19 protein-coding genes are annotated in these 22,148 nt (G+C 50.5%); 15 read left to right on the top strand and 4 right to left on the bottom strand.

All coding sequences use genetic code 11. The features are described 5' to 3' along the window. The first annotated feature begins 551 nt into the window (after window positions 1–551). The 12 genes from QNJ26_16200 (at window position 552) to QNJ26_16145 (ending at window position 13,950) form a co-directional block, all read left to right on the top strand. Window positions 552–1,364 (top strand): hypothetical protein, encoded by an 813-nt coding sequence (locus QNJ26_16200; GenBank protein ID MDJ0987084.1) that lies wholly within the window; start codon window positions 552–554, stop codon window positions 1,362–1,364. 139 nt (window positions 1,365–1,503) lie between these two features. Then, window positions 1,504–2,829, top strand: coding sequence for an aspartate aminotransferase family protein (locus QNJ26_16195; GenBank protein MDJ0987083.1), 1,326 nt, complete (start codon window positions 1,504–1,506; stop codon window positions 2,827–2,829). A 45-nt stretch (window positions 2,830–2,874) separates the two neighbouring features. Continuing rightward, a complete protein-coding gene (locus QNJ26_16190) occupies window positions 2,875–4,710 on the top strand; it encodes an aldehyde ferredoxin oxidoreductase family protein (protein ID MDJ0987082.1) in 1,836 nt (611 codons plus the stop codon). Between the two features lie 11 nt (window positions 4,711–4,721). Beyond that, the gene (locus QNJ26_16185; protein MDJ0987081.1) at window positions 4,722–4,955 is read left to right on the top strand and encodes a MoaD/ThiS family protein; all 234 of its coding nucleotides are present in this window, start codon (window positions 4,722–4,724) and stop codon (window positions 4,953–4,955) included. 628 nt (window positions 4,956–5,583) lie between these two features. Continuing rightward, window positions 5,584–5,895 carry a (2Fe-2S)-binding protein gene (locus QNJ26_16180; protein ID MDJ0987080.1) on the top strand — a complete coding sequence of 104 codons (312 nt, stop codon included), beginning with the start codon at window positions 5,584–5,586 and terminating at the stop codon, window positions 5,893–5,895. 3 nt (window positions 5,896–5,898) lie between these two features. Then, window positions 5,899–7,356 carry an FAD-dependent oxidoreductase gene (locus QNJ26_16175; protein ID MDJ0987079.1) on the top strand — a complete coding sequence of 486 codons (1,458 nt, stop codon included), beginning with the start codon at window positions 5,899–5,901 and terminating at the stop codon, window positions 7,354–7,356. After that, window positions 7,357–8,514, top strand: a complete 1,158-nt coding sequence (locus QNJ26_16170; protein MDJ0987078.1) for an FAD-binding oxidoreductase — start codon at window positions 7,357–7,359, stop codon at window positions 8,512–8,514. It begins immediately after the preceding gene. A gap of 24 nt (window positions 8,515–8,538) precedes the next feature. Continuing rightward, a complete protein-coding gene (locus QNJ26_16165) occupies window positions 8,539–9,201 on the top strand; it encodes a cobalamin-dependent protein (protein ID MDJ0987077.1) in 663 nt (220 codons plus the stop codon). Between the two features lie 13 nt (window positions 9,202–9,214). Beyond that, window positions 9,215–10,696, top strand: a complete 1,482-nt coding sequence (locus QNJ26_16160; protein ID MDJ0987076.1) for a trimethylamine methyltransferase family protein — start codon at window positions 9,215–9,217, stop codon at window positions 10,694–10,696. Between the two features lie 344 nt (window positions 10,697–11,040). Next, the gene (locus QNJ26_16155; GenBank protein ID MDJ0987075.1) at window positions 11,041–11,856 is read left to right on the top strand and encodes a 3-keto-5-aminohexanoate cleavage protein; all 816 of its coding nucleotides are present in this window, start codon (window positions 11,041–11,043) and stop codon (window positions 11,854–11,856) included. A 105-nt stretch (window positions 11,857–11,961) separates the two neighbouring features. After that, on the top strand, window positions 11,962–13,203 hold the full coding sequence (locus QNJ26_16150; protein ID MDJ0987074.1) for an FAD-binding oxidoreductase: 1,242 nt from the start codon (window positions 11,962–11,964) through the stop codon (window positions 13,201–13,203). Between the two features lie 159 nt (window positions 13,204–13,362). After that, window positions 13,363–13,950: an SRPBCC domain-containing protein gene (locus QNJ26_16145; GenBank protein MDJ0987073.1), complete on the top strand. Its 588-nt coding sequence runs from the start codon at window positions 13,363–13,365 to the stop codon at window positions 13,948–13,950. A 41-nt stretch (window positions 13,951–13,991) separates the two neighbouring features. On the opposite strand, the gene QNJ26_16140 is transcribed toward QNJ26_16145, so the two are convergent. Beyond that, window positions 13,992–14,480 carry a pyridoxamine 5'-phosphate oxidase family protein gene (locus tag QNJ26_16140; protein ID MDJ0987072.1) on the bottom strand — a complete coding sequence of 163 codons (489 nt, stop codon included), beginning with the start codon at window positions 14,478–14,480 and terminating at the stop codon, window positions 13,992–13,994. A gap of 635 nt (window positions 14,481–15,115) precedes the next feature. Here QNJ26_16140 and QNJ26_16135 point away from each other — a divergent pair. The 3 genes from QNJ26_16135 (at window position 15,116) to QNJ26_16125 (ending at window position 18,298) form a co-directional block, all read left to right on the top strand. Then, entirely contained in the window at window positions 15,116–15,757 is a 642-nt protein-coding gene (locus QNJ26_16135) for a CBS domain-containing protein (protein ID MDJ0987071.1), read from the top strand. A 153-nt stretch (window positions 15,758–15,910) separates the two neighbouring features. Next, the gene (locus QNJ26_16130) at window positions 15,911–18,013 is read left to right on the top strand and encodes a SpoIIE family protein phosphatase (GenBank protein MDJ0987070.1); all 2,103 of its coding nucleotides are present in this window, start codon (window positions 15,911–15,913) and stop codon (window positions 18,011–18,013) included. 36 nt (window positions 18,014–18,049) lie between these two features. Beyond that, complete coding sequence (locus QNJ26_16125) at window positions 18,050–18,298, top strand: hypothetical protein (protein ID MDJ0987069.1); 249 nt, start codon at window positions 18,050–18,052, stop codon at window positions 18,296–18,298. A 202-nt stretch (window positions 18,299–18,500) separates the two neighbouring features. Here QNJ26_16125 and QNJ26_16120 read toward each other — a convergent pair whose 3' ends face one another. The 3 genes from QNJ26_16120 to QNJ26_16110 all read right to left on the bottom strand — a co-directional run bounded on the left by QNJ26_16120 (window position 18,501) and on the right by QNJ26_16110 (window position 21,870). Continuing rightward, window positions 18,501–19,289: an aspartate/glutamate racemase family protein gene (locus QNJ26_16120; protein MDJ0987068.1), complete on the bottom strand. Its 789-nt coding sequence runs from the start codon at window positions 19,287–19,289 to the stop codon at window positions 18,501–18,503. Between the two features lie 281 nt (window positions 19,290–19,570). Beyond that, entirely contained in the window at window positions 19,571–20,683 is a 1,113-nt protein-coding gene (locus QNJ26_16115) for a mandelate racemase/muconate lactonizing enzyme family protein (protein MDJ0987067.1), read from the bottom strand. A 14-nt stretch (window positions 20,684–20,697) separates the two neighbouring features. After that, a complete protein-coding gene (locus QNJ26_16110; protein MDJ0987066.1) occupies window positions 20,698–21,870 on the bottom strand; it encodes an iron-containing alcohol dehydrogenase in 1,173 nt (390 codons plus the stop codon). Window positions 21,871–22,148 lie beyond the last annotated feature (278 nt).

The raw sequence follows: 22,148 nt of genomic DNA, 5'->3' as shown, positions 1-22,148 counted from the left end.
CTTTTTTCTCAGAATGAGCCCTCCATTGGCAAGCAAGCATCGAACAGTAAACAAGTTTATTTATAGGGGTCGTGAAACCATATGCAGCCATAAAAGTGCCTGAAGGGTAAGAGAGCACTATTGATTTCAATTTTTACGGTCATAACGGGAATGAATCAATATCACAGCATTATTAGCCGCAAATAAATCTTGACAACGGTCTCGGTATCCGCCACCGTGTTGATTTAACAGAGTATATATGAGCGGGCAGCAAAAGTACCGGTATGGTTCATTTGTCAAACCATAAAATCAGAAAACATTCAATATCATTAATATAGAATTGATTCATAAATGGGTTAATATGGTTTCAATCAATACAAACCCTGCAGCTATGATACGGCGGGTCAAGATGGACCATAGAAGCTTTAACAGATACCCGGAAAAAAGTCTATCGGATTCAAACCCTTTATGGCGGAGATAAAAGAGAGATTCGAGCGAGCTGCAATTTTTAGTGGCCTGTTTTCTGATAAGGATCGCCCAAACCTGTAGCAAGGCCAATAAAGGAGAAAATCATGCAAAATGATAGGTCCGGCAAGCCCAAGGGGAACGACCTGGTAATCAATGAACAAAACATTCCCTATGAAATGGATAGCGGCCTGGGAGAACGCGCCCGTATTGGGTTGATCGTGTTGTCGAGTGACCAAACGATCGAATATGAAATGCGTCAGATGCTCGATCTTCCGGGTGTATCATTGTATGGAAATCGACTGTACTGCTCACCAACAATCACCCCGCAGACCCTCAAGGATATGGAGAACGAGATCCCGAAAGCCACTCGCCTCCTGATACCCGGGCTGCCCCTGGACGTGATTGCCTATGGATGTACCTCTGGCTCAATGCTCATCGGTATCGAAAATGTGCATGCCCGAATTCATGAAGTGCGCCCTGAAGTCACCTGTACGGTGCCCCTGCAGGCCGCCATAGCTGCATTCCAGGCCCTATCGTCCAGCAGCATCGCTCTTATCACCCCCTACACGGATGAAATTAATCAACGTATGCGCGGATTTATCCAGGACAGCGGTTTTGCGGTCCCGATTATGGGGTCATGGAATGAGCCTCTGGATGACAATGTGGGCCGCATTACACCTGAATCAATCGAGGCGCTGATTCTAAAACTGGGTCGGCCCGATTATGTTGATACGGTGTTCATCTCCTGCACCAATGTGCGGGCGCTTGGCATTATTAAAACTGTTGAAGAAAAATTGGACAAACCGGTTTTCTCGAGCAATCTGGCCCTGGGCTGGCACTGCTTGCGTCTTGCAGCCGTAAATCAGCATCTACCCCAGTTTGGTCGCTTATTTGAAAAAACCTTAGATCAAGCTTAAAGATGCAGAAAATAATATGCAGGTCAAAAAGCACATTCGGTTGCTGTAAGAAGCATTAAAGCAAATTCGGTAAGATTTTCATCAATAAGACCCTGTCGATTTCGTCAAAAAAAATATTTTGCAGGAGATCAAAGGAAACATGAGCTCATCAAAAAGCTATGTCTTTGGACGCGCCCCGGAAGGTACACTTCCAAAAGTTCACAAAGCAGAAGGTCTGTGGATCGAAGATGACACTGGAAAGCGCTATCTGAATGCCAGCGGCGGTGCTGCTGTAACCAATGTGGGGCACGGCCGCCGTGAAATTGCTGAAGCTCTCCATCAGCAGGTTCTGCAGCATGATTACATCCATCCGACCGCATTTGTATCGCCGGTGGTTGAGGATCTGGCGGCAGCGCTCGCACGCCGCGCACCGACGGGAATCGAACGTTTTTACTTTCTTTCGAGTGGCGGCGAGGCGGTTGAAGCGTCTATCAAGATGGCCCGGCAGATACATCTTGCAAAAGGGCGGCCTCAAAGAATCCGGCTTATTTCTCGCTGGAAATCATATCATGGATTGAGTTTGGGCGCTCTATCTGCCATGGGGCGCACCGCCTTCCGCGAGCCATTTGAACCCCTTCTGAGCGAGGTCGTCCATATACCGCCGCCGTATTGTATGCGTTGTTCTTATGGCCTGGACTATCCCGGCTGCCAGCTGCGATGTGCGCTGGCGCTGGATGAAACCATCCAGAATATTGGATCCAATGTCGTTTCGGCTTTTATCGGCGAAACGATCAGCGGCGCAACACTGGGCGTATATGCGCCCCCCCCGGAGTATTGGAAAATCATCCGCGAGATATGTGATGCATATCAGGTGTTATTGATTCATGATGAAGTCATGTGCGGTTTGGGTCGCACCGGTCGCTGGTTTGCCAGCGAACATTACGACATCTGCCCGGACATCGTCACATTAGGTAAAGGGCTCGGTGGCGGTGCGATTGCCCTATCCGCAGTTGGCGTTCAAGCGGAGCATTTCGATGCCTTACAATCGGCGGACGGATTCGTACACGGTGGCACCTATTCGCATCACCCGGTAGCTGCTGCCGTCGGCCTGGCCACCCTAAATATTTTGGAACAAGAAAACTTGGTCGAGCGCGCCGATCAAATCGGCAATGTGCTTGGTAAAAAACTAAAGGACGCTTTATGCGGTCACGATCATGTTGCTGATGTACGCGGTCTGGGAATGTTCTGGGGGCTAGAGCTGGTTGAAGACAAAGCTACGCTGCAACCGTTTAAGCGTGAAACGCAAACGGCAGAGCGCATCTGGCACAATGTATTTCAAAAGGGCGTCATCGTATACAAGGCCTTCGGCCTGGCCGGCAATGATGGTGATGCCATCGTCATAGCACCGGCTTTTACGATCAGCGAAAAAGACATTGACTTTTTAGTGGAATCGCTTGCCCAGGGCATCGCAGAGACCATCAAGTAATCAAGATGTCTCAGTAATTTTAATGCAAAATAAGGAGGATATGCAATGAACGGGTGGATGGGAAAAATTCTCAGGGTTAACCTAAGCAGCGGTGACATCAATGCAGAAGCACCAGATCCGAAAGTCGCCAGGGATTTTATCGGCGGCAGGGGTTTGGCCATCTATTACATGCTCAAGGAAGTGGATCCCAATTGTGATGCTTTGGGAAAAGAAAACAAATTGATCATGACCACCGGCCCTCTAACGGGTACCAAAGCGCCGACCGGTGGACGCTATATGGTTACCACCAAGTCTCCTTTGACAAACGCCATAACCTGTTCCAATTCCGGCGGCAACTTTCCTGCAGAACTCAAAAAGGCCGGTTTCGATGGTATCATTTTTGAGGGCGCTGCAGCTGAACCCGTTTATCTCTGGATCAATGATGACAAGGCGGAATTAAAACCGGCCGTGCATTTATGGGGCAAAAATACGCACGAGACCGACGATGCCCTGCGGGCTGAAACCGACGGCAAGGCCAAAACTGCGGTCATCGGGCCTGCTGGAGAAAAAGGTGTTCTTTTCGCGTCCATCATGAACGACCGCGATCGTGCGGCCGGACGCGCCGGTGTTGGTGCAGTCATGGGCGCCAAAAAACTTAAGGGAGTAGCCGTTCGCGGAACCCAAAAGATCAAACTGGCCAGTGAAGAACGATTCAAGGAAATGAACCAAAAATATCGCGACCGATTTAAAGAAGTCAAAAAGGCCGGGCCCTATCCGCTGACCACCCATGGCACGGCCATTACAGTCGTGGCCACTCAGACGCATGGCGTCTTTCCCACGCGCAATTTCCAGACCGGGCAGTTCGATGAATGGGAGTCCATTTACGGTGAAGCCCTGACCGAGAAATATCTGGTCAAAGCAAAGCCATGCTTTAGCTGCCCAATTGCCTGCGGGCGGGTAACCAAGGTTCCCGACGGTCCCTATCAAGGCGAAGGCGAGGGACCTGAATATGAGACCGTCTACTCACTCGGGTCTGACGTCGGCGTCGGTGACCTGGCGGCGCTCACAAAGGCGAATTACCTGTGCAATGAGCTGGGTTTGGACACAATCAGTATGGGCTCGGCCATTGCCTGTGCGATGGAGCTTTATGAGAAGGGCCATCTCAGCGCAGGCGATATCGGCTTTCCCTTGGAGTGGGGGGATGGCGAAGCCCTGGTGAAATTAACTCAGCAAACCGGCATGCGTGAGGGTTTTGGAGACATCCTGGCCGAGGGCAGCTTGCGGATGGCGACGCGCTATGGACATCCAGAGCTTGCCATGGTTTCCAAGGGCCTTGATCTACCCGGTTATGATCCGCGCGGCACCCAGGGATTAGGGTTAAATTACGCCACCTCTCCTATCGGGGCTTCACACATGCGAGGCGATCTGCCCTATTGCGAGCTCCTGGGCGTTCCGATCAAAATTGATGGACAGAGCTGGGAAGATAAACCACCGATTGTGGTTAAATGGCAAAATGTTTTTGCGCTGATAGATGCTGCGGGTTTGTGCGTTTTTTTCAGTATCCGCTACCTATGTGACCCGACATTGGAAATTAGGCCCGAAGGCATTCTGGACCTTGTTAATGCCGCCACCGGAGCAGAATACGCTTTAGATGAGCTGGAAAAAATCGGTGACCGTATTCTAAATGCCGAACGGTTGTTCCTGATGCGCGCCGGCTTCGATCGCCGGCAGGACAGCTTACCGGCCCGCTTTACCGAGACACCCATGCCCGATGGGCCTGCCAAGGGCGTGGTTTGCCATCTGGATGAAATGCTTGAACACTATTACCGCATTCGGGGTTGGTCCCAGGATGGCCTTCCAACCGAGGAGAAACTCAATGACTTGGGTCTTGATCGGATGTGAGATATAAAACAATGAAAGTGCATGTGGACCTATACGTCAATTTAAAAAAATATGCGCCCGCAAATGAAAGTTCCTTTGACATCCAACTTGAATCCGGGGCGACGGTAAGAAGTGTTCTGGATATTCTTGAAATCCCGGCTGAAGAGAAGGCGATTGTCTTGCTCAATGGGCGTAACGCGGATGAATCCGATGCATTGAAGGAAAAAGATACGTTATCGTTATATTCGCCGATATCAGGCGGCTAACAAGCTTTGTATGAAAATAGATGAGAAAAATTAATTATGTGATTGCACCAGCTTGCACGGGAACCATGAGTAATGTCTTTCAATTATTACCTAAAGCGGAAACAGATCTATTTTATTTCTCATCTATTTTCACCCTATGGGCGAGCCGGAGGCTCCCATATGCTGCGTTATTAAAGACGAGGCATCCGCCTGAGGCGGATAGCCTCGCCCTTAAGTGCCTTGCCTATGGAAACCTCCGCCGCGTACAAAGTCCTGTCAAATGAATGATAAAGGGAATCGTAAACCTATGCCTGAAATAAGTCCGAAACGATTTATGATCTAGTTGAGGGACCGGTGAGCTTTGTGGATTCGGTCGCTACATGAATCATCAGCGACTGAATCGTGCAAACTCATGCCTAAGGGGGCGTACCGACAGAACAAAGCACGTATTTGAAATAACGGGTAAAATATAAAATCAACATCGTGCCAACAAGCCGCATTTAGGTCTTCTGTTGTTCTTTCGTAACGCTCCCTAAGGCATTCAGACAGTGCACGATTTCGCTGCTGATAATTCATTGCGCTATGATACTAGGTTGCACTAAATAACTCCTCGAGCCCTCAGTTAATTACAGAGGGGAAGCAGGCGTAAATGGGTCAAACAGACAAACGCATATTTAAAGGTGTCAAACGAGGGCAGCCGTTTGAGATAGAGGTAGATGGCGAAAAGATCACTGCCTACGAAGGTGAGACCATTGGGGCAGTATTGCTGGCTGCCGATCGCAGGACCCTGCGCTATACCCATAAGCTCGCACAACCCCGGGGGCTTTATTGCGGTATTGGGCTGTGTCAGGAATGCCGTATGGTCATAAACGGAATACCCAACACCCAGGCCTGCCAAACGCTTGCCGCTCCAGGGTGCCGGGTCGAAACCCAGAGAAGCATACCAAAACGGGAATCATAACACGTGAGAACATCCGATATTGTCATCATCGGCGGCGGGCCCGGTGGGGTGGCGGCTGCCATAAAAGCGACCGGGTCCGGGGTGAACGTCACGCTGTTGGATGAAAATGAATGTTTGGGGGGCCAGTGCTTCCGACAATATCAAAAAGGTTTTAACGTCGCCGATCCTGACGCTCTGGGTCCGGATTATACAGAGGGACAGGATTTGCTGCATCAATTCTATTCTCACGCAGATAAAATCCAATATTTAAATAATACCCTGGTGTGGGGGATATTTGATGATCGCAGCCTTGCCCTGGCGCGTAACGGTACCTCATCCAGTTTGCGCTTTAAGCACCTGGTCGTCGCTACGGGCGCCTATGATCGACCGGTTCCGTTTCCGGGTTGGACACTTCCCGGTGTTTTTGCCGCCGGCGGGGCTCAAAAGCTCGTCAAAACAGAACGCGTACTTCCCGGAGAAAACATCCTGCTTGCCGGCACAGGACCCTTACAATTGGTCCTGGCTGACCAGATTATCAAGGCCGGTGGCAATATATCGGCAATACTGGAAACCGGTAATTATGCCAATCATTGGCTGCAGGCATTAAAGGGCGTCTTGGGCAATTGGAATTTTTTAAAAGAAGGCATGCAGTATTGGCGCAGCATTAAAAAAGCCGGTGTTCCGCTGTTGCAAAGCCATATTCTCCTCGAGGCCCGTGGCGATGGGCGTGTCCAGGAGGCGGTGATTGCGGAAGTCGATAAGGATTGGAGACCCAGTTTAAATACCGCCCGCTTCATAAAAGTGGACACCATCTGTTTGGGTTACGGCCTGGTGTCTTCAGCAGAGCTGACGATGCTGGCTGAATGTGAGCACGAATACGATCTGAGACGGGGAGGCTACATTCCGCTGCGCAAGGCCAACATGGAAACCAGCGTGCCGGGTATCTATGCGGTTGGCGATGGCGCCGGCGTTGCCGGCAGAAAAGCCGCCATTGCGGAAGGCTGTATTGCCGGGATTGCGGCAGCCCGCGCTCTGGGCACCATTTCACCGGCAACCGCCGCTGAACAAATGCGGCCTTACCAAAAAAAACTGAATACCATCAATCGATTCCGCAAAGTCCTCGACAACATCAGTCTGCCGCGTAAAGGCCTTTGCGAGCTGGCAACCGACGACACGGTCATTTGCCGCTGTGAAGAGGTAACGCTTAAACAATTAGAAGCGGCGCTGTCGGATGGCAACCTGCGCATAAAAGATGTCAAACGCATGACCCGCTTGGGCATGGGTGCCTGTGAGGGGCGTATGTGCGGGCCGGCCGTTATTGAATTGCTGCGGCATCGGCTCAATGTGGCAGTTGAAGATGTCGGAACTTTAAACCCCCGACCATCGATTAAACCAGTTGCCCTCGGCGTGCTGGCCGCAGACGAAACAAAGCCTGTGGTGTCAGGTGTCAGCGAACAGATGACGGAAAACAGAGGATATTAAATGCTTCCGCAAGAAGCTGAAATCGTCGTTATCGGCGGTGGCGTGGTGGGTTCAGCGATTACCTATTTTCTGGCGCGCGCGGGCAAAAGTGTTGTCCTGATCGAGAAAGGATGCATGGCCGGCGAAGCCTCCGGCGCCAACGCTGCTTTTGTCTGGTCCATAACGCGTAAGCCCGGAATTGATGTCCGACTGGCGATGCACAGTTTCTACGTTCATCGGCAGCTTAAAGCCGAACTGGAAATGGACTTTGAGTATGTGCAGGGTGGCGGGCTGCTCGTAATTGAAGACGAAAATCAACTTCCTTTTGTCGAAGCCCACCTGCAAAAAAGGGCCGACGATGGATATCCGCTGAAGATGATCGATGCCCAACAGGTACTCGAGCTGGAGCCTCATCTGGCAGAGGAAAGGGTCGTTGGCGCTGTCTACAGTGCGATCGATGGCATTACCAATCCTATTTTTCTGGTGATTGCTTTGAACCTACAAGCGCAAAAGAGCGGGGCACAGCTTTTTCACTATACCGAAGTGCGCGACATCGAGGTTGCCGGCGGGCAGGTGCAAGGCGTTGTCACCGATAAAGGCACCATTAAAACCAACACGGTAGTAAACGCCGCCGGGAGCTGGGGATGTTTGATCGGCGATATGGTTGACATTAAAGTGCCTGTGGCTCCCTTTCAACTGGCGATGCTGGTTACCGAGCAATTACCGCCGACAGTATCGCATGCCATAATGGGTGCTTCATATATGGTCGAAGAAGATAGCGGCAAATCGGAACAATTGGGGTGCGGTCTCATTATGAGCCAGCAGAAGGCCGGCAATCTTTTAATCGGTGCTAGCTGGCGCAACGCGGGCTATGATAAAAGAACCTCTCAAGAAGAAATCGAACTCATGGCCAGGGTTAATGTCAGGGCAATGCCGATGCTCAAAGATGTTCGCATCATCCGATCCTATGCCAACTTTTTCCCCAACACCCCGGATGACCTGCCGATTTTGGGTCCGGTCGAGGGGGTTGAGGGATTTATAATGGCCTGCGGCCATTGCGGTCATGGGATCGGCATGGGGCCCGGCTCGGGCAAGCTCATCCAGGAATTAATTTGTGATGGCAAAACTGAGATACCGCTCGATGAATTGAACCTTTCTCGTTTTGATCTGAATACATAATTGAAGGAGGATTACGCGATGTCTATGGCAGCTCAAGGTCAAAGTCTTCAGAAAAAGGCAAAGGAGGCTATTATTACGCTGAATAAGGCTGCGGCAATCCAGATTGCCGAGCAAGCAGCTGCTGAAATAAGCGCAGCCGAATTGCTCGACTTAATTGAGGGCGGCTTTAAGGCCGGTATCATGGTTGTCGGAGATCGGTTCGGCAAGGGGGATATGTTTTTGCCGGAATTGGTGGCGGCCGCTGAGACAATGAAACGAGCGCTGGCAATCCTGGAGCCCAAGCTGCGTGAAAGCCAGGTCACACAGGAGCTAATGGGAAAGATTGTCATTGCCACCGTTAAAGGCGATCTGCATGATATCGGCAAGACCATGGTATCCAGTTTGCTGATGGCCAACGGCTTTGAAGTCATTGACCTTGGAATCGATGTTGCTACGCCGGTTATCATTGAGGCTGCCAGAGATAATGCGGCTGATATGATATGTCTTTCAGCCCTGTTGACCACCACCATCCTGGCCCAAAAGGAAGTCATCGATGCTTTAGAGGAGATGGGTTATAGAGACGACTTCAAAGTGATGATTGGTGGTGCCGCGTCGTCAGAAAGTTGGGCCCAGGAAATCGGCGCTGACGCATATGGTGCGGATGCCCAGGAAGCAACTGAAATTGCAATCTCTCTTTTAACAAAATAAAGGAGGCGTGATTATGCAAACGGCCGTTCCCAAAGTCGACTTACTCGATACAGCAGCCAAAGAGCGCATCCATGAAGCCTCGCTTTCCATTCTGGAAGAGACCGGTATTCAAATTGATTCGGAAATGGTTGCCAACACCCTGCAAGAGCACGATATCCCATGTGAAGTTACCGGAAAGCAAGGTGACCGGACCCTGTGGCGCGTCAAGTTTGCCAGGGACCTCATCACCAAATCACTGCAGACCGCCCCCAAGACCATTACCCTGGGCGGCCGAGAACGGGGACATGATCTTTACCTGGATGGCAAAGGTTCGCCGCATTCCGTTTATTACGGCACGTTGGGCAGTGCCCCGGTGGTGCATGATATTGAAACCGGACAAAGGCGGCTCGGGACCTTAGAGGATCTAGCCCAGTTTGCACGCCTGACCCAGCACCTGGAGCATCTGGATTTTTTTCACGTGTCCGTCATGCCGTCGGATGTTCCGAATGCCGTGGTGGAACTCTACCGCTGGAAGACCACATTTGAAAACACCGCCAAACATTCCATAACAGCGGCGGCCTATGATGTTAAGAATTTGCCTTTCTTACTGGAGATGGCGGCGGTGGTGCAGGGCGGGGAAGATGAACTGCGTCGCCGGCCGATTTTTTCCGCCACCGAATGTCCGATTGCGCCGCTGTTTTTTGCCGAACGCACGGCTGAAAACATCGTTGAACTGGCGCGCGCCGGCCTGCCGTCTATCATCTATTCAGAACCGTTTGCCGGTGCTTCCTCACCGGTCACTTTGGCCGGCACCCTCCTGGTCACCAATGCCGAACAACTGGCCGGGATTGCGCTGACCCAGATAACCAATCCGGGCGCACCGGTCATTTACGGCGGCGTTTCAACGACCATGGATATTCGAACCGGAAACATTTCTTTCGGGTCACCCGAAACAGGTCTGCTGAATGTGGCCACCACCGAAATGGCTCGCTTTTATGAAATGCCGAAAGAAGGCAGCGGCGGCCGAACCGATTCAAAACAGGTGGATTGTCAGGCCGGGTTCGAAAAACAAGGCAATCTGCTGCTGGCCGCTCTGGCCGGAGCCAATCTGAACAATTGTGCCGGAACGCTTGAAAGCAATTATGCGGTCAGCCTGGCTCAGCTGGTCATCGATGACGATATCGCCAAGCGCACCAAACGAATCCTGGCGGGTATGGCTTTTGATGAAGAAACCCTGGCCGCCGATTTGATTAAAGAGATCGGGCCGGGGGGGCAGTATTTAGGCAACCAGCATACCCTGGCCCACATGCGCCAGGAGCTTTGCCTGTCGGATTTATGCAGTAAGGGAACCTATGAAGACTGGGTTAAAAAAGGCAGTCTCAGCCTTGAGCAAATGGCAAAACAGAAAGCCGAAGAGCTTTTGAACTTTTCAGAACCGGCCCCTTTGGATCCGGCCGTGGTCAAGGAGCTGGAAAAGATATTGCGCAGTGCAGAGAAGGCCCATGGGATTGTGTGATCCCTGATCCTGCACAAAACCGATGCGATCCTTTTGAAATAGCGTGTCGCAGACAACTAAACCAATGAAAATCGGTCATGTCATTTTCTGATAGGCGATATGAATTATAAGGTGACTGTGTCCCGATATTTGGGATTTGATCAATAATTGGGTTAGGCCAAAAGCAATGGTGCCCTTCATCCCAAATATCGGGTCACTGCGTTGCTTGGAGGTAAATCATCTGCATATCGCCTCTCAAAAATTAACATGCCCGTTTGACGATTTTTTCGCAGGTGTCCTCTGGACGGAAACGATTTCGTGATAGCCGATGGAAAAAATATCTTTATTAAAAGGACTATTTTAAGATGGAAAAATTGATCATAACCATAGCGCCCACCGGGTCCAAACCTCAAAAAAAACATACACCCCATGTCCCGGTGACAACAGAGGAAATTGTCACCTGTGCCCTGCGCTGCGAGGATGAGGGGGCGTCGATCATTCATATCCACGCGCGGGACAAAGATGAAAATCCGTCGGATGATCCCCAAATTTTTCATGAAATTGTCTCTCGAATTAAAGAGCGCTGCAATCTCATCATCCAGGTATCAACCGGCGGACGGGCCGGTACCGATGTTGAAAGCCGCATGCAGCGCCTGCAAATGCGCCCCGAGATGGCCAGTTTGACAACAGGCTCGGTCAATTTTCCCAATTCGGCCTATGTCAATCCGCCTGACTTGATCGATGCGCTGGCCACAGAAATGCAGCGTCTTCATATAAAACCGGAAATGGAGATATTTGATTTAAGCATGATTAACAATGCCATTGCATTGGGCGAGCGGGATCTAGCGGATCGACCGCTGCATTTCAATTTTGTCATGGGGCTGCGAGGGGCAATGCCCGCAAATGTCGAGCATTTGGTCCATCTATACAGCAGCCTGCCTTCAGGCAGCACCTGGACGGTCTCGGGTATTGGGGCTGCCCAGCTGACCATGAACCTTCACGCTGTGCTGATGGGGGGACATGTAAGGGTCGGCCTGGAGGATAACATCTATTACAGGAAAGGCGAATTGGCAACCAACGAAAGGCTGGTTCATCGGATCGTCCGTTTGAGTGAGGAGCTGGGAAGAGATGTGGCCACACCGGATGAGGCCCGCAAAATTCTGCGCCTGATACCGCGATAGAAAACAGGGCAAGACAGTGATAATGCGGTGATCATTAAAAATTTTAGGGCATCAGCCCCTCTGTCGATCGGGTGTATCCAAAACACATAAAAGGAGGATGATATTATGGGGCATAATATCGGCTTAGATCATCGGTGCGATGTTGTTGTCGTTGGAGGCGGCATTATCGGGTGCACTGCGGCCTATTATCTGGCAAAAAAGGGGTTTGATGTTATTTTGCTGGAATCAGGAGACCTGGCCTCTGGCGCAACCGGTCATAACATCGGCTATATCTTTATGCATACACGAATTCCAGGTCCCCAATTGGATCTGGCCAGCGCCACCCACCAAATCGCCCGGAATTTACCCGATGAACTCGATTACGACTTTGAACTGCGGCAAAACGGCGGTATGATTTATTTTGATAAAGAAGCGCAGCTACCCATCATGCAGGAATTTGTCGAACAGCGTAATAAAGACGGGGTTACCATGCAGCTGCTCGACAAAAAAGAAGCGCTGGAGATGGCCCCTGTTTTACCGGAAAGCACCATCGGCGCCACCTATTGCCCGCTGGATTGCCTGGTTAATCCGACGCTTTATGTCCGTGCCTTTGCAAGCGCTGCCAGAAGACATGGTGCCCTCATCCGTACCGGCACTGAAGTCTTAGCGGTCAATACGGACAAAGATAAAGTAACCGGCGTCAAAACGGCCAAAGGGGATATTGAATCCAAATATGTGGTGCTGGCCGCCGGGGGCCGGACGACTCAGCTAACGGAAAAACTGGGTCTCGCTCTGGGGATATTCACCATGCGGCTGCAGTTGATGACCACCGCACCTTTAGAAGAAAGACTGCTGGATAAATGCCTGTATGGTCCGGAAAGTGCCAAACAATACAAATTGTTTCAAGATTTGCCAAGTTATGATGATGAGGCCTTCCGCGTGGATTATGAATGGCGTTACGAAACCTTATTTTTGCAAGCTGCCAATCAAATGAAAGCCGGCAACATGCTTTTTGGCATCCCCATGGATTACCCCGCATCGGTTGACATTGCCAATACAGCCGATACGCGAGGTGTGGGGGTCATGGTGGAGTCTATGTACAGTAATTTCCCGGCTCTTAAAAATGCGGTCTTTGACCGGGCCTGGGGCCGGGTGGTGCCCTTTACCTCAGATAGTTTGCCGGTAATTGATTTCGTCCCCGAGTTCGAGGGGCTGCTGATTAATTCAGGGCATACCTTTGGCAATGCCACCGGGCCGATTTCCGGAATATTGACTGCCGAAATGATTGCCGGTGAAAAAACATCGATTGATGTCTCACCCTTTAGCCTGAAACGGCCGGCGTTGGAATCTATGGCTAAAGCATGGTAATCTATATTTTGTTTTGCACAAGCCTGATGCTTCCATATGCTGTGTTATTAAGAGCGAGGCATAGTTCACTATAGCCTCGCCCTTAAGTGCCTTGCATATGAAACCCTCTGGCCCGTGCAAAATACAGATATTAAAATTATTCTACCAGGGTAATTCAATATGGAAATGAAAGTGGGCGGTGAGGGCGCCATGGCGGCGTCTCCGGAAGAAATATGGAAAGTTATTTTTGAACCGGTTTTTATGTCGCGGGTCATTCCGGGCTGTAAAGACATCGTCCAACCGGCAGAGGATGAATACAGGATTAAAATGGTTTTGGGAATACCAGCCGTTCAGGGGCACTACTCCGGAACCCTAAGAATATTGGAAAAAAATCCTTTTGATACCATCAAGGGCTCGATTGTCGGCCAGGGGGGCTTGGGGAAAATTGACGGAACCTGGGAAATGCAATTTGAAAAAAGCAATGATCTGGAAAGCCGGGTGATCTATGCTGTCAATGTCGATATCAGCGGCCCCATGGCCAGCATGGTGGGCGGTTTTATGGAGCAGGTCGCGCACTCGCTAGTCAAACAGGGTCTGGATAGCTTTAATCAGGCCATCATGGGTGCCGAAGAAAAGGGTGCCTCCGAGACGCCCTTACGGACAGACTCAGCATCCGAACCGAACCTCATAAAAATGATATTCAGATCCGTATTGGATGTAGTGATCTCCAAATTTAAAAGCGTATTCAAACCAAAAAGAACCGGTTGATTTTAAAACTCGAGGCCTGGCCTGACTAAATTTTATCCGTGTTATTCCTCCTGGGGAGGCTGCTTGGTTTTGCCGGTCAGATGCTTGATCTCGATGCACCACACCGTACAGGCCGCCACGACCTTATCTGGATATTGCCAGGCATCGTTTTTGGGAAAATACTGCACCATGATGGCCTCCAGAGCGGCCAGCTTTTCAACGGGATCTTCGACGATGCGCACCCGGCCAAAACCCACCACGCTGGAATAGGCCACCGAGCAGTCGCTGGGCTTATCAGCCGGAAGAAGTTGAACATCTGTGATGACGTTGAAAGCAACATTGGGGTTTTTCGCCAACACTTCCAGCTTGAAACCTTTGTTAGCCGAATGAATATAGATCAATCCGTTTAAAAAACCATAGTTAAATGGCAGCACGTAGGGCTGGTCTCCTTTAGACATGGCCACGCTGATGATTTCACCCTCTTTGAGAACGCGCTCTATTTCGATTGGATCGGTAATTTCGCGGTCTTTTTTGCGCATGGGCACTTTCATAAAATCCTCCTTGGTCGAATCGCTACAAATTTAGGATATCATTTCTTAAAATCAAACTCAGATTCCGATCTCATATGAACCCGCGAGCTGGGTTGTACCGGTTAGATATATCCGATCGTTTCAAATAATCGCTGGCAGATAGCGCCCTTTTCCCCAAAGGCTTTGTCCCAGAGCCGGACAACAGGCGTTATTGCCTATAGGGCGAAGCAAAACAACCAACACTTAAAAGCCAAACACTGATATGCGCCACGGTGTTCTTAACTGATGCAATCGTGGCGCACACACACAAAGGGGCCAGACACATCCAATAAACCCACTTGTTAGTCATCGTAGCATAGCTGGATGCACCCCCTCAAATCAAATAAAAGCTGCCAAAAACCAACCTTGACAGCATCACAGAGCGCCATTAGTTTTCGATTGTTTAACTAGAACTATCTCAAAAATAGTAAATCACGCTCAAGAGCAAGGCGAAAACCGATTCAAAAGTGGAGCATACACGATAGTATTCGAGCATTTTGAATCGGTTTTCAACACAACCATTGGGCGCCTGTCCGCCTCTGGCGGATTAGATGCATTTTTGAGATAGGTTCTAACAATCCATGTTGAATTGGTTAGCAAAAAGAAAAGGAGGCGAGATGAGAGTAAAAGATTTTATGAAAAAAGAAGTGATTACAGTAGAGCCGCAAACTCCTATATTAGATGCCCTGGACGTAATGAAAAAAAATAACATAAGGCATTTGCCTGTAACTCAAAATGGGGTACTTGCAGGCTTTGTCACCCGCGGGATGCTGCGCGATGCTTCTCCTTCTGATGCAACCAGTCTTTCCATATATGAACTCAACTACCTTGTATCGAAGATGACCGTCAAACAAATTATGATTAAAGAACCAATGACCGTCTCACCGGATCTTCCTGTAGAGGACGCCATATGGCAGGGACAGCAACATAGCGTTGCTGCGTTTCCTGTCCTGGAAAATAAAAACCTGGTTGGCATTATCACCCAGTCGGATATTACGGGAGTTGTCGCCAATGCTTTAGGAGCCGGTGAAAGCAATAGTAAACGGATCACAATTGATGCATCCAGAAAACGGTTCGGCTATTTGAAGGATCTTGTTCAGCTTATGGATTCACATGAAATTCCCATATTGAGCCTGATCGGAATTGAAAGATCCCAAAAAGGGAACTGGTACATTATTTTGCGGCTTAGAACAGAAGATGCATCATCAGCTGTTGCGGACTTAAAAGAAAATGGTTTTAACGTCACGGATGTGACATAGATCGTCATTATTTTTAGTTGACCCAAACCCCTCTTTTGAATATTCAAGATTAGATTCAATTTGTGAATATTCTTTGATTTCGATCAATATGCTCGACGGCGATACCGGGAATCCCGCTAACTCAGGCCGTCGAGACAAAAGACAGGAGGGGTCATGAAACTGCGCTGGAAACACTTCCTGGTTCTTTTAGCTGCCAGTCTGGTTCCATTACTGGCCGTCACCTGGATTACCCACCACGCCTCCCGGCAATTGGGGAAAACCATTTCCGCGAAAGCCCAAAATACCCTTACGGATACCGTCAGGCAGGAGATGGTGCAGGCAGCTCGCAGTTATGCGGCATTCAGTCTTCTGGGCGGATTCGCTGCCGAGCAGTGCATCCAACGACTGGTTGCCCGGGCTGAGCTTGCTCTGGCCTTACCGCCGCCGCCGGAAAAACGGCTGTACTATGCTGCAGATTTTGACGATTCACGGTCAGCTCCCAATGATATGGCGCTCTCGCAGAATCATCCCATCCAATTCAGAGGCGGCGTGGTCACTTACAAGCATGTCAGCCGTGAACACCCCAATTTCCTGTTGGCCCCGGGCACGAACAAGGCGGATGTCGCCAAGGACATTTCCAGGTTCACGCGTTTGAGCGCTACCCTGAAGCGCCTCGGCCAAGACTACGGCGATGGTCTCATATGGGTATATGCCAGCCTGGAGAGTGGGGTGCACATTTCTTATCCGGGCCACGGCGGCTACCCGACGGGCTACGACCCCCGGGAGCGATCCTGGTATAAGAGCGCAAAAAATTCTATGACCCCTAATTGGATGACAATGGTAGATGCCACCACCCATCAGCTGACCTTAACCATTTCCATGCCCTTCCGGCATCCGGACGGATCGTTTGCCGGCGTCGCGGCCATGGATATCAAGATCGCCCAAGCCCTGGTGGAAAGTGAAACCACCTCCCGTTGGTCCCAAAAGATGACCTCTTTCATGGTCGGCCAGGAAACAAATTCCGGTTCAAAAAAAGGAAAAATCTGGGTTCTTTCCTCGGGGGAAAAAACAGCGCCACCCATTACGAAGTCAGGCGGGCAAATATTTAGCCAGATCCCGAAAATCGAGGCGTTGTATGATCGTATCAAAAAGAGCAAATCAGGATACCTCGATATGCCTTACAAAGGTGTCGACTCTCTGTGGGCCTATGCTGCGATGTTTGCAGACCGGTATTTTGTGATTGTCGTGCCCAAATCGGAAATTATGATCCTGCCAGAGGAAGTGGGGCAGATGTTTGTGGGGTATTCTAAGGATCAGAGGAAGTTTACAGGTATCGCCGTCTTGCTGGCTTTATTCTTAGCAGGTATCGTCGCTTTTTTCACCTCCCGTATGAGCACCGGCAATATACTGACCATCATCGATGGCTGGAAGCGGCTTGCGAAGGGTGACTTTTCGGTAAGACTCAAAGCGACTATGAAAGATGAACGCGTTCAGCTGATCCACGCATTCAACGAGATCGTTCCTAAATTAGAGGACCATCTTAGCATTATTTCTGCTCTTGAAGTCGCTCAGGAGGTTCAACAAAGTCTCCTGCCCAAAAATGATCCTGCACTGCAGGGGTTCGATATATCCGGTTCCAGTGTGTACTGCAACGAAACAGGCGGAGATTATTACGATTTCATAAATATCGATGGGGAACGGCTTGGTGTGATGGTTGGGGATGTGTCTGGACATGGGGTGGAATCGGCCCTGCTAATGGCCACCGCCAGGGCTCTGATTATGATGCGCGCCTCCATGCCGGGATCGGCAGCCAGCATTATTAATGATGTAAATAAGCAACTGAGCCTGGATACGTATGATACCGGCAATTTTATGACCTTTTTTTATTGCGAGTTAGCGGCTTCGGATCCTGAAATACGTTGGGTCAGGGCCGGCCACGATCCGGCTCTAATATATGACCCCGATACCGATAAGTTTGATGAACTCAAAGGTCAGGGTTTGGCGTTTGGTTTGGACTTCACTTATCAATACGATGCTTTTAAACGTCGCGTAGAACCCGGACAGGTGATGGTGATCGGAACCGACGGCATCTGGGAAATGCACAATAAAGCCGGCGAGATGTTCGGAAAAGAAGCGTTAATGGAAATAATTCGGTGTAACCATACGGCCTCTGCCAGTCAGATCGTGGACATCATCACTGAAACCCTTGAACACTTCAGGGAAGATAAGGCCCAGGAAGATGATGTCACTCTGGTCGTCATTAAAGTGGACCGCTGATTTCCGGCACCTGACCACTTAACAGATTATTGGATAATGGCGGAAACCAACAACAAGCTGAGGCGTTTAATTGGTCTGGCGGTCAAAGCATTCATCCTGGCGTCCGTTGTGGCTGTTATCCTGCCAATGCCGCAGTACGCGCGTAGCCTCAGAGCTGAGGAATATATTGTCTGGTTGGCGCGGTTGATATGGGTGCTAATGCTGACAGTTGGTGTCGGAGTCGTGCTGCAGCTGGTTGGCTTCCTGACCAGAAAACTGCAAAACAAAACGTCTAAACCCGGGTGATGTTACCCTTTTGTGAAACCTGAACTGTCTGGAAAAGTGGCTTTAAAGTCCCAGATTAGGCTCAAAGGCAATCTGGGCCTGCAGCGAGCTCCATTCGGCCCGCCTTCGACTTGAGCTCAGGCCGAAAGTAGCTCATGGCAGAGGGCAGCCGAGCCGGAATAACGCAGCATTTGGGTCTTAGATGAGGCTTTAAAACCACTTTTTAGACATGGCCATAATAATCCCGATGCGCCACCACCGAATAGGCGTAGTCCAGCAGGGTGCCCCAGCTAAACACCGGCAGATCGACCTCGCGCTGTATGGCCCGCGCAAACGGCTGCATACCGGTGCATTCCAACATGAGCGCGCTGACACCCGGATGAGCCTTGCACACCTCTTTGCACACCCGGATCATATCTTTTTCGGCTTTGTCGTAATTGGCTTTTGGTCGCTCGGGACGTTGCTCAGGATCCCACAGGTTGGTAAACTCCGGGCAGCCGTATTCGTCTAAAGCGCCGGCGATGATAAAATTGCTGCTCAGATCGATCCCCACATTTTGCAAATGGGTCTCGGTCAAAAATCGCTTTTGCGCGCAGACGATACCCACTGTTTTTTGCGGTCCGATCACCTGCTGGATAAACGGCACCTGCAGCAAGCTGGACATAAATACCGGAATATCGACATAACCGGCGACATCTTTTTGAAAATAGGCAAAATAGCCGCATTCGGCCGCAATGGCCCGGCAGCCCAGATTTTCAAGCCGTTTGGCCGATTGCTTGATCGGCTCCCGGCAGGGGCTTTTGTCCTGTTCCCAGACCAGGGTATAATTGTCCACGCCCTTGGCAATATCGTACTGAATCGGATACGGAAAGGCGCTGGCATTGCGCACATCCCCTGGAAAGCCCGGGTAGGCATCATCGAGCACGATAATCCCCAGTCCCATGCCATAGCAGGTATGCTGCTTGCGGGTCTTGATGGTGTTAATGCCAAAATCGCGATTGCCCTGATGCATTTGATCCCCTCCTTTCCTGCTTGCTATCTGATTTTAGTCTTTACGACTCACTCAGTTGTTGCCAGGCGGGCATGTTTTTTTCTGAAAGGTGATATGCTGGTTATTAACCACGCACAACAGCGTGACCCGATATTTGGGATGGTGGCACCCAAAAACATATTTTGACCACTCACGTGCGTTGAATCCCAAATATCGGATCACAGGCACCCTGATATTCATAGCGCCTTTCAGAAAATGACATGCCCGGCTATCATTTTGTAAATTCTTTTGTAAACGGCGTATTATATCGAATAACGTGCCAAAGCCTCTTCGTCCAGATCACAGCCCAGTCCGGGTTTATCGGGGACGTTTAGATATCCATCCTTATCGATCATCAGGCGATCTTGCGGGCGCAGCATGTAATCGCGTCTTTCAATGGTCCATACCGGCGGATCGAACGGATATTCTAAAAAAGGGCACTTGCTGACAGCACAGGCCAGATGTAAATTGGCCAGCAGCCCGAGACCATTGCCCCAGGTGTGCGGGCTGAACCAGGCATCGTTGTTCTGAACCCGGGCGGCGATTTTTTTAACACCGGTAATGCCGCCAGCCAGCACCACATCGGGCTGATACACATCCAGGGACCCGAGCGTGTCCATCTCCTTGAAATCATGCCAGCGCCGGTTCATCTCACCCCCGGCAATACGCATGTTGGTTTCCTGACGCAGCCGGGCCAGACCCCGAAAATCATGATGCGGCAAGGGCTCTTCCAGCCAGTAGATATTTAAATCTTCCAGCGCTTTGGCCACCTGGCAGGCGCGATCAAAATCCCACGGGGTGCTCGTATCCCAGGGCATGCGCCAGCCCTGGTTGGCATCCACCATGATGGCGATAGTATCACCAACAGCTTTGCGAACCGATTCCACCACTTTGATATCTTTCCGCGGATCGTCATGGTGGAACCTGATCTTAAGGGCCTTGAACCCCTGGTCCAGCAGTTTTTGTGCCCTGTCGGTTCGCTCTTCCGGTGTTAAGATCTCACCGGTGGAGGCATAGGCCAGGATTTTAAAGGTGGGCGCGTCCAGAAGCTGAGCGATGGACTGTTGTTTGGCCTTGCCCATGATGTCCCACAGCGCCACATCCAGCGGCCAGCAGCGGCCGTAATGAAAATCAAGGTTGTCCAGGACCTGCCAGTTTCGCTCGATGTCGAACGGGTCTTGTCCGATAAACAGGTCAATATGCTCGGCTAAACCTAGCATGGCATCGCCGGACCCGACGCCGCTGATACCGGTGTCGGTATCTACCCGGACGATGGTTGCTATGAATTTGTTGCGCGGTGACGGATCCCAGGCGGCTTTAAAGGGCGGATCCAGTGGTCGCATATAATTTCTGATATCGATGGCGGTGATTTTCAAACGACCTCCTCTTTTCAGCGAGATAGCAACTCTTGGGCAAAATCACGAATGTCGGCTTTACTGGCCGCATAACAATTATTCGCGTGCATCGGCAGGTTCTCCTCAGAAAAGATGACATCCACCAGACGGCTGCTATCGCTAAGTTTCAATCCGTCCGATTTAAGAGAAAGATCGATGCCGACCTGCCGGATATAATCACTAAACACCTGTGCACCTATTTTGGCAGTTTCTTTGACTGATGCTTTGTTGCGCTGAACTCCCAGGGCTGCGGCGATTTCAGCATGGATATTGACGGCGGCGGTTGCATTTTTCGGAAAAATGACATCCAGCGCCAAGGCGACGGCTCGACCGTGATGAATACCGGCAATCGTTCCCAGTGCATGCCCGATACCGTGCGCCAGACCTGCGCCGGCTCCATCGAGCGCCAGTCCTGCCAGGGTGGCTGCCAGCAGGAGATTGCCGCGCGCACTTTGGTCTTGGGGTTGGTCAATTGCCTTGGCAAGATTTTGAGATATGAGCCGTATGGCTTGCAGACCGTTGGCCTGTGCAAACGGATGGCTGCTTTTGACGGTGCAGGCTTCTATGGCGTGTACCATGGCATCCAAGCCGGTTGCTGCCGTGAACGAAGCCGGCAAGGTTAATGTTAGTTCCGGGTCCAGTATCACCAGGTCGGCAGCGAGCTCGTCACCCCACGCCCAGACTTTGTGGTTTTGTGAATTGGTGAATACCGCTGTGCGGGTGACTTCAGACCCGGTGCCGGCAGTGGTTGGCAGCATGACGAGTTTTACCGATCTTTGTGGCAGGGGATGGTGCATCAGAGTGTAGGAATCGACGCCAAGCCCTGATGCTGATGCGGCGGTTGCCAATTTGGCAACATCCAAAGCAGAACCGCCGCCCAGGCCAATCACCACTGAAGGCTGGCGGGCTCGAATCCTTTGTGTGGCCGAATCTATTGACGCGGCAGATGTCTCACCTATTACTTCATTAAAAAGGTCGACGGCAAACCCATGTTTTTTCAATGAGGCTGTGACGGGGTCGGCCAGGCCGGCGGCAATGACGCCCGGATCGCTGATGATGGTCACCCGTTTTTTAGTGCTGATGGAAATCAGCTCTTCTCCGATGTTTGATGCCAGGCCATGGCCGAATTTTATCAAAGGCCTGACACGATAATCAAAGGTCAGCGCCATTCGCATGTTCCATTATGGTTTGGTCTAATGCAGCGTCATATCTTGGTTAGTTGAATGTCATCCGTTTAGGGGATCAAAGATTTTTAATTCTGACATATCAGATTTCAATAGGCAATTGAATTTATGGTTAACGCTTAAACGGTTATCTTCAATGGTTGTTAATTCGATTTTTATTCCATTGCCATAAGGCTTTCATTGATATAAGCTCAGCGCCTTGATTGTCTTCGTCCAAATGCGGCATCAAGTCGTTAATGCTGTGTTAAAAGCAGAAATAAAAT

Source organism: Desulfobacterales bacterium, assembly GCA_030066985.1.
In the GTDB taxonomy this organism is placed as follows: Bacteria; Desulfobacterota; Desulfobacteria; order Desulfobacterales; family JAHEIW01; genus JAHEIW01.
Note: the sequence above shows the minus strand (reverse complement) of the source record. Positions and strands in the feature narration are given on the sequence as shown.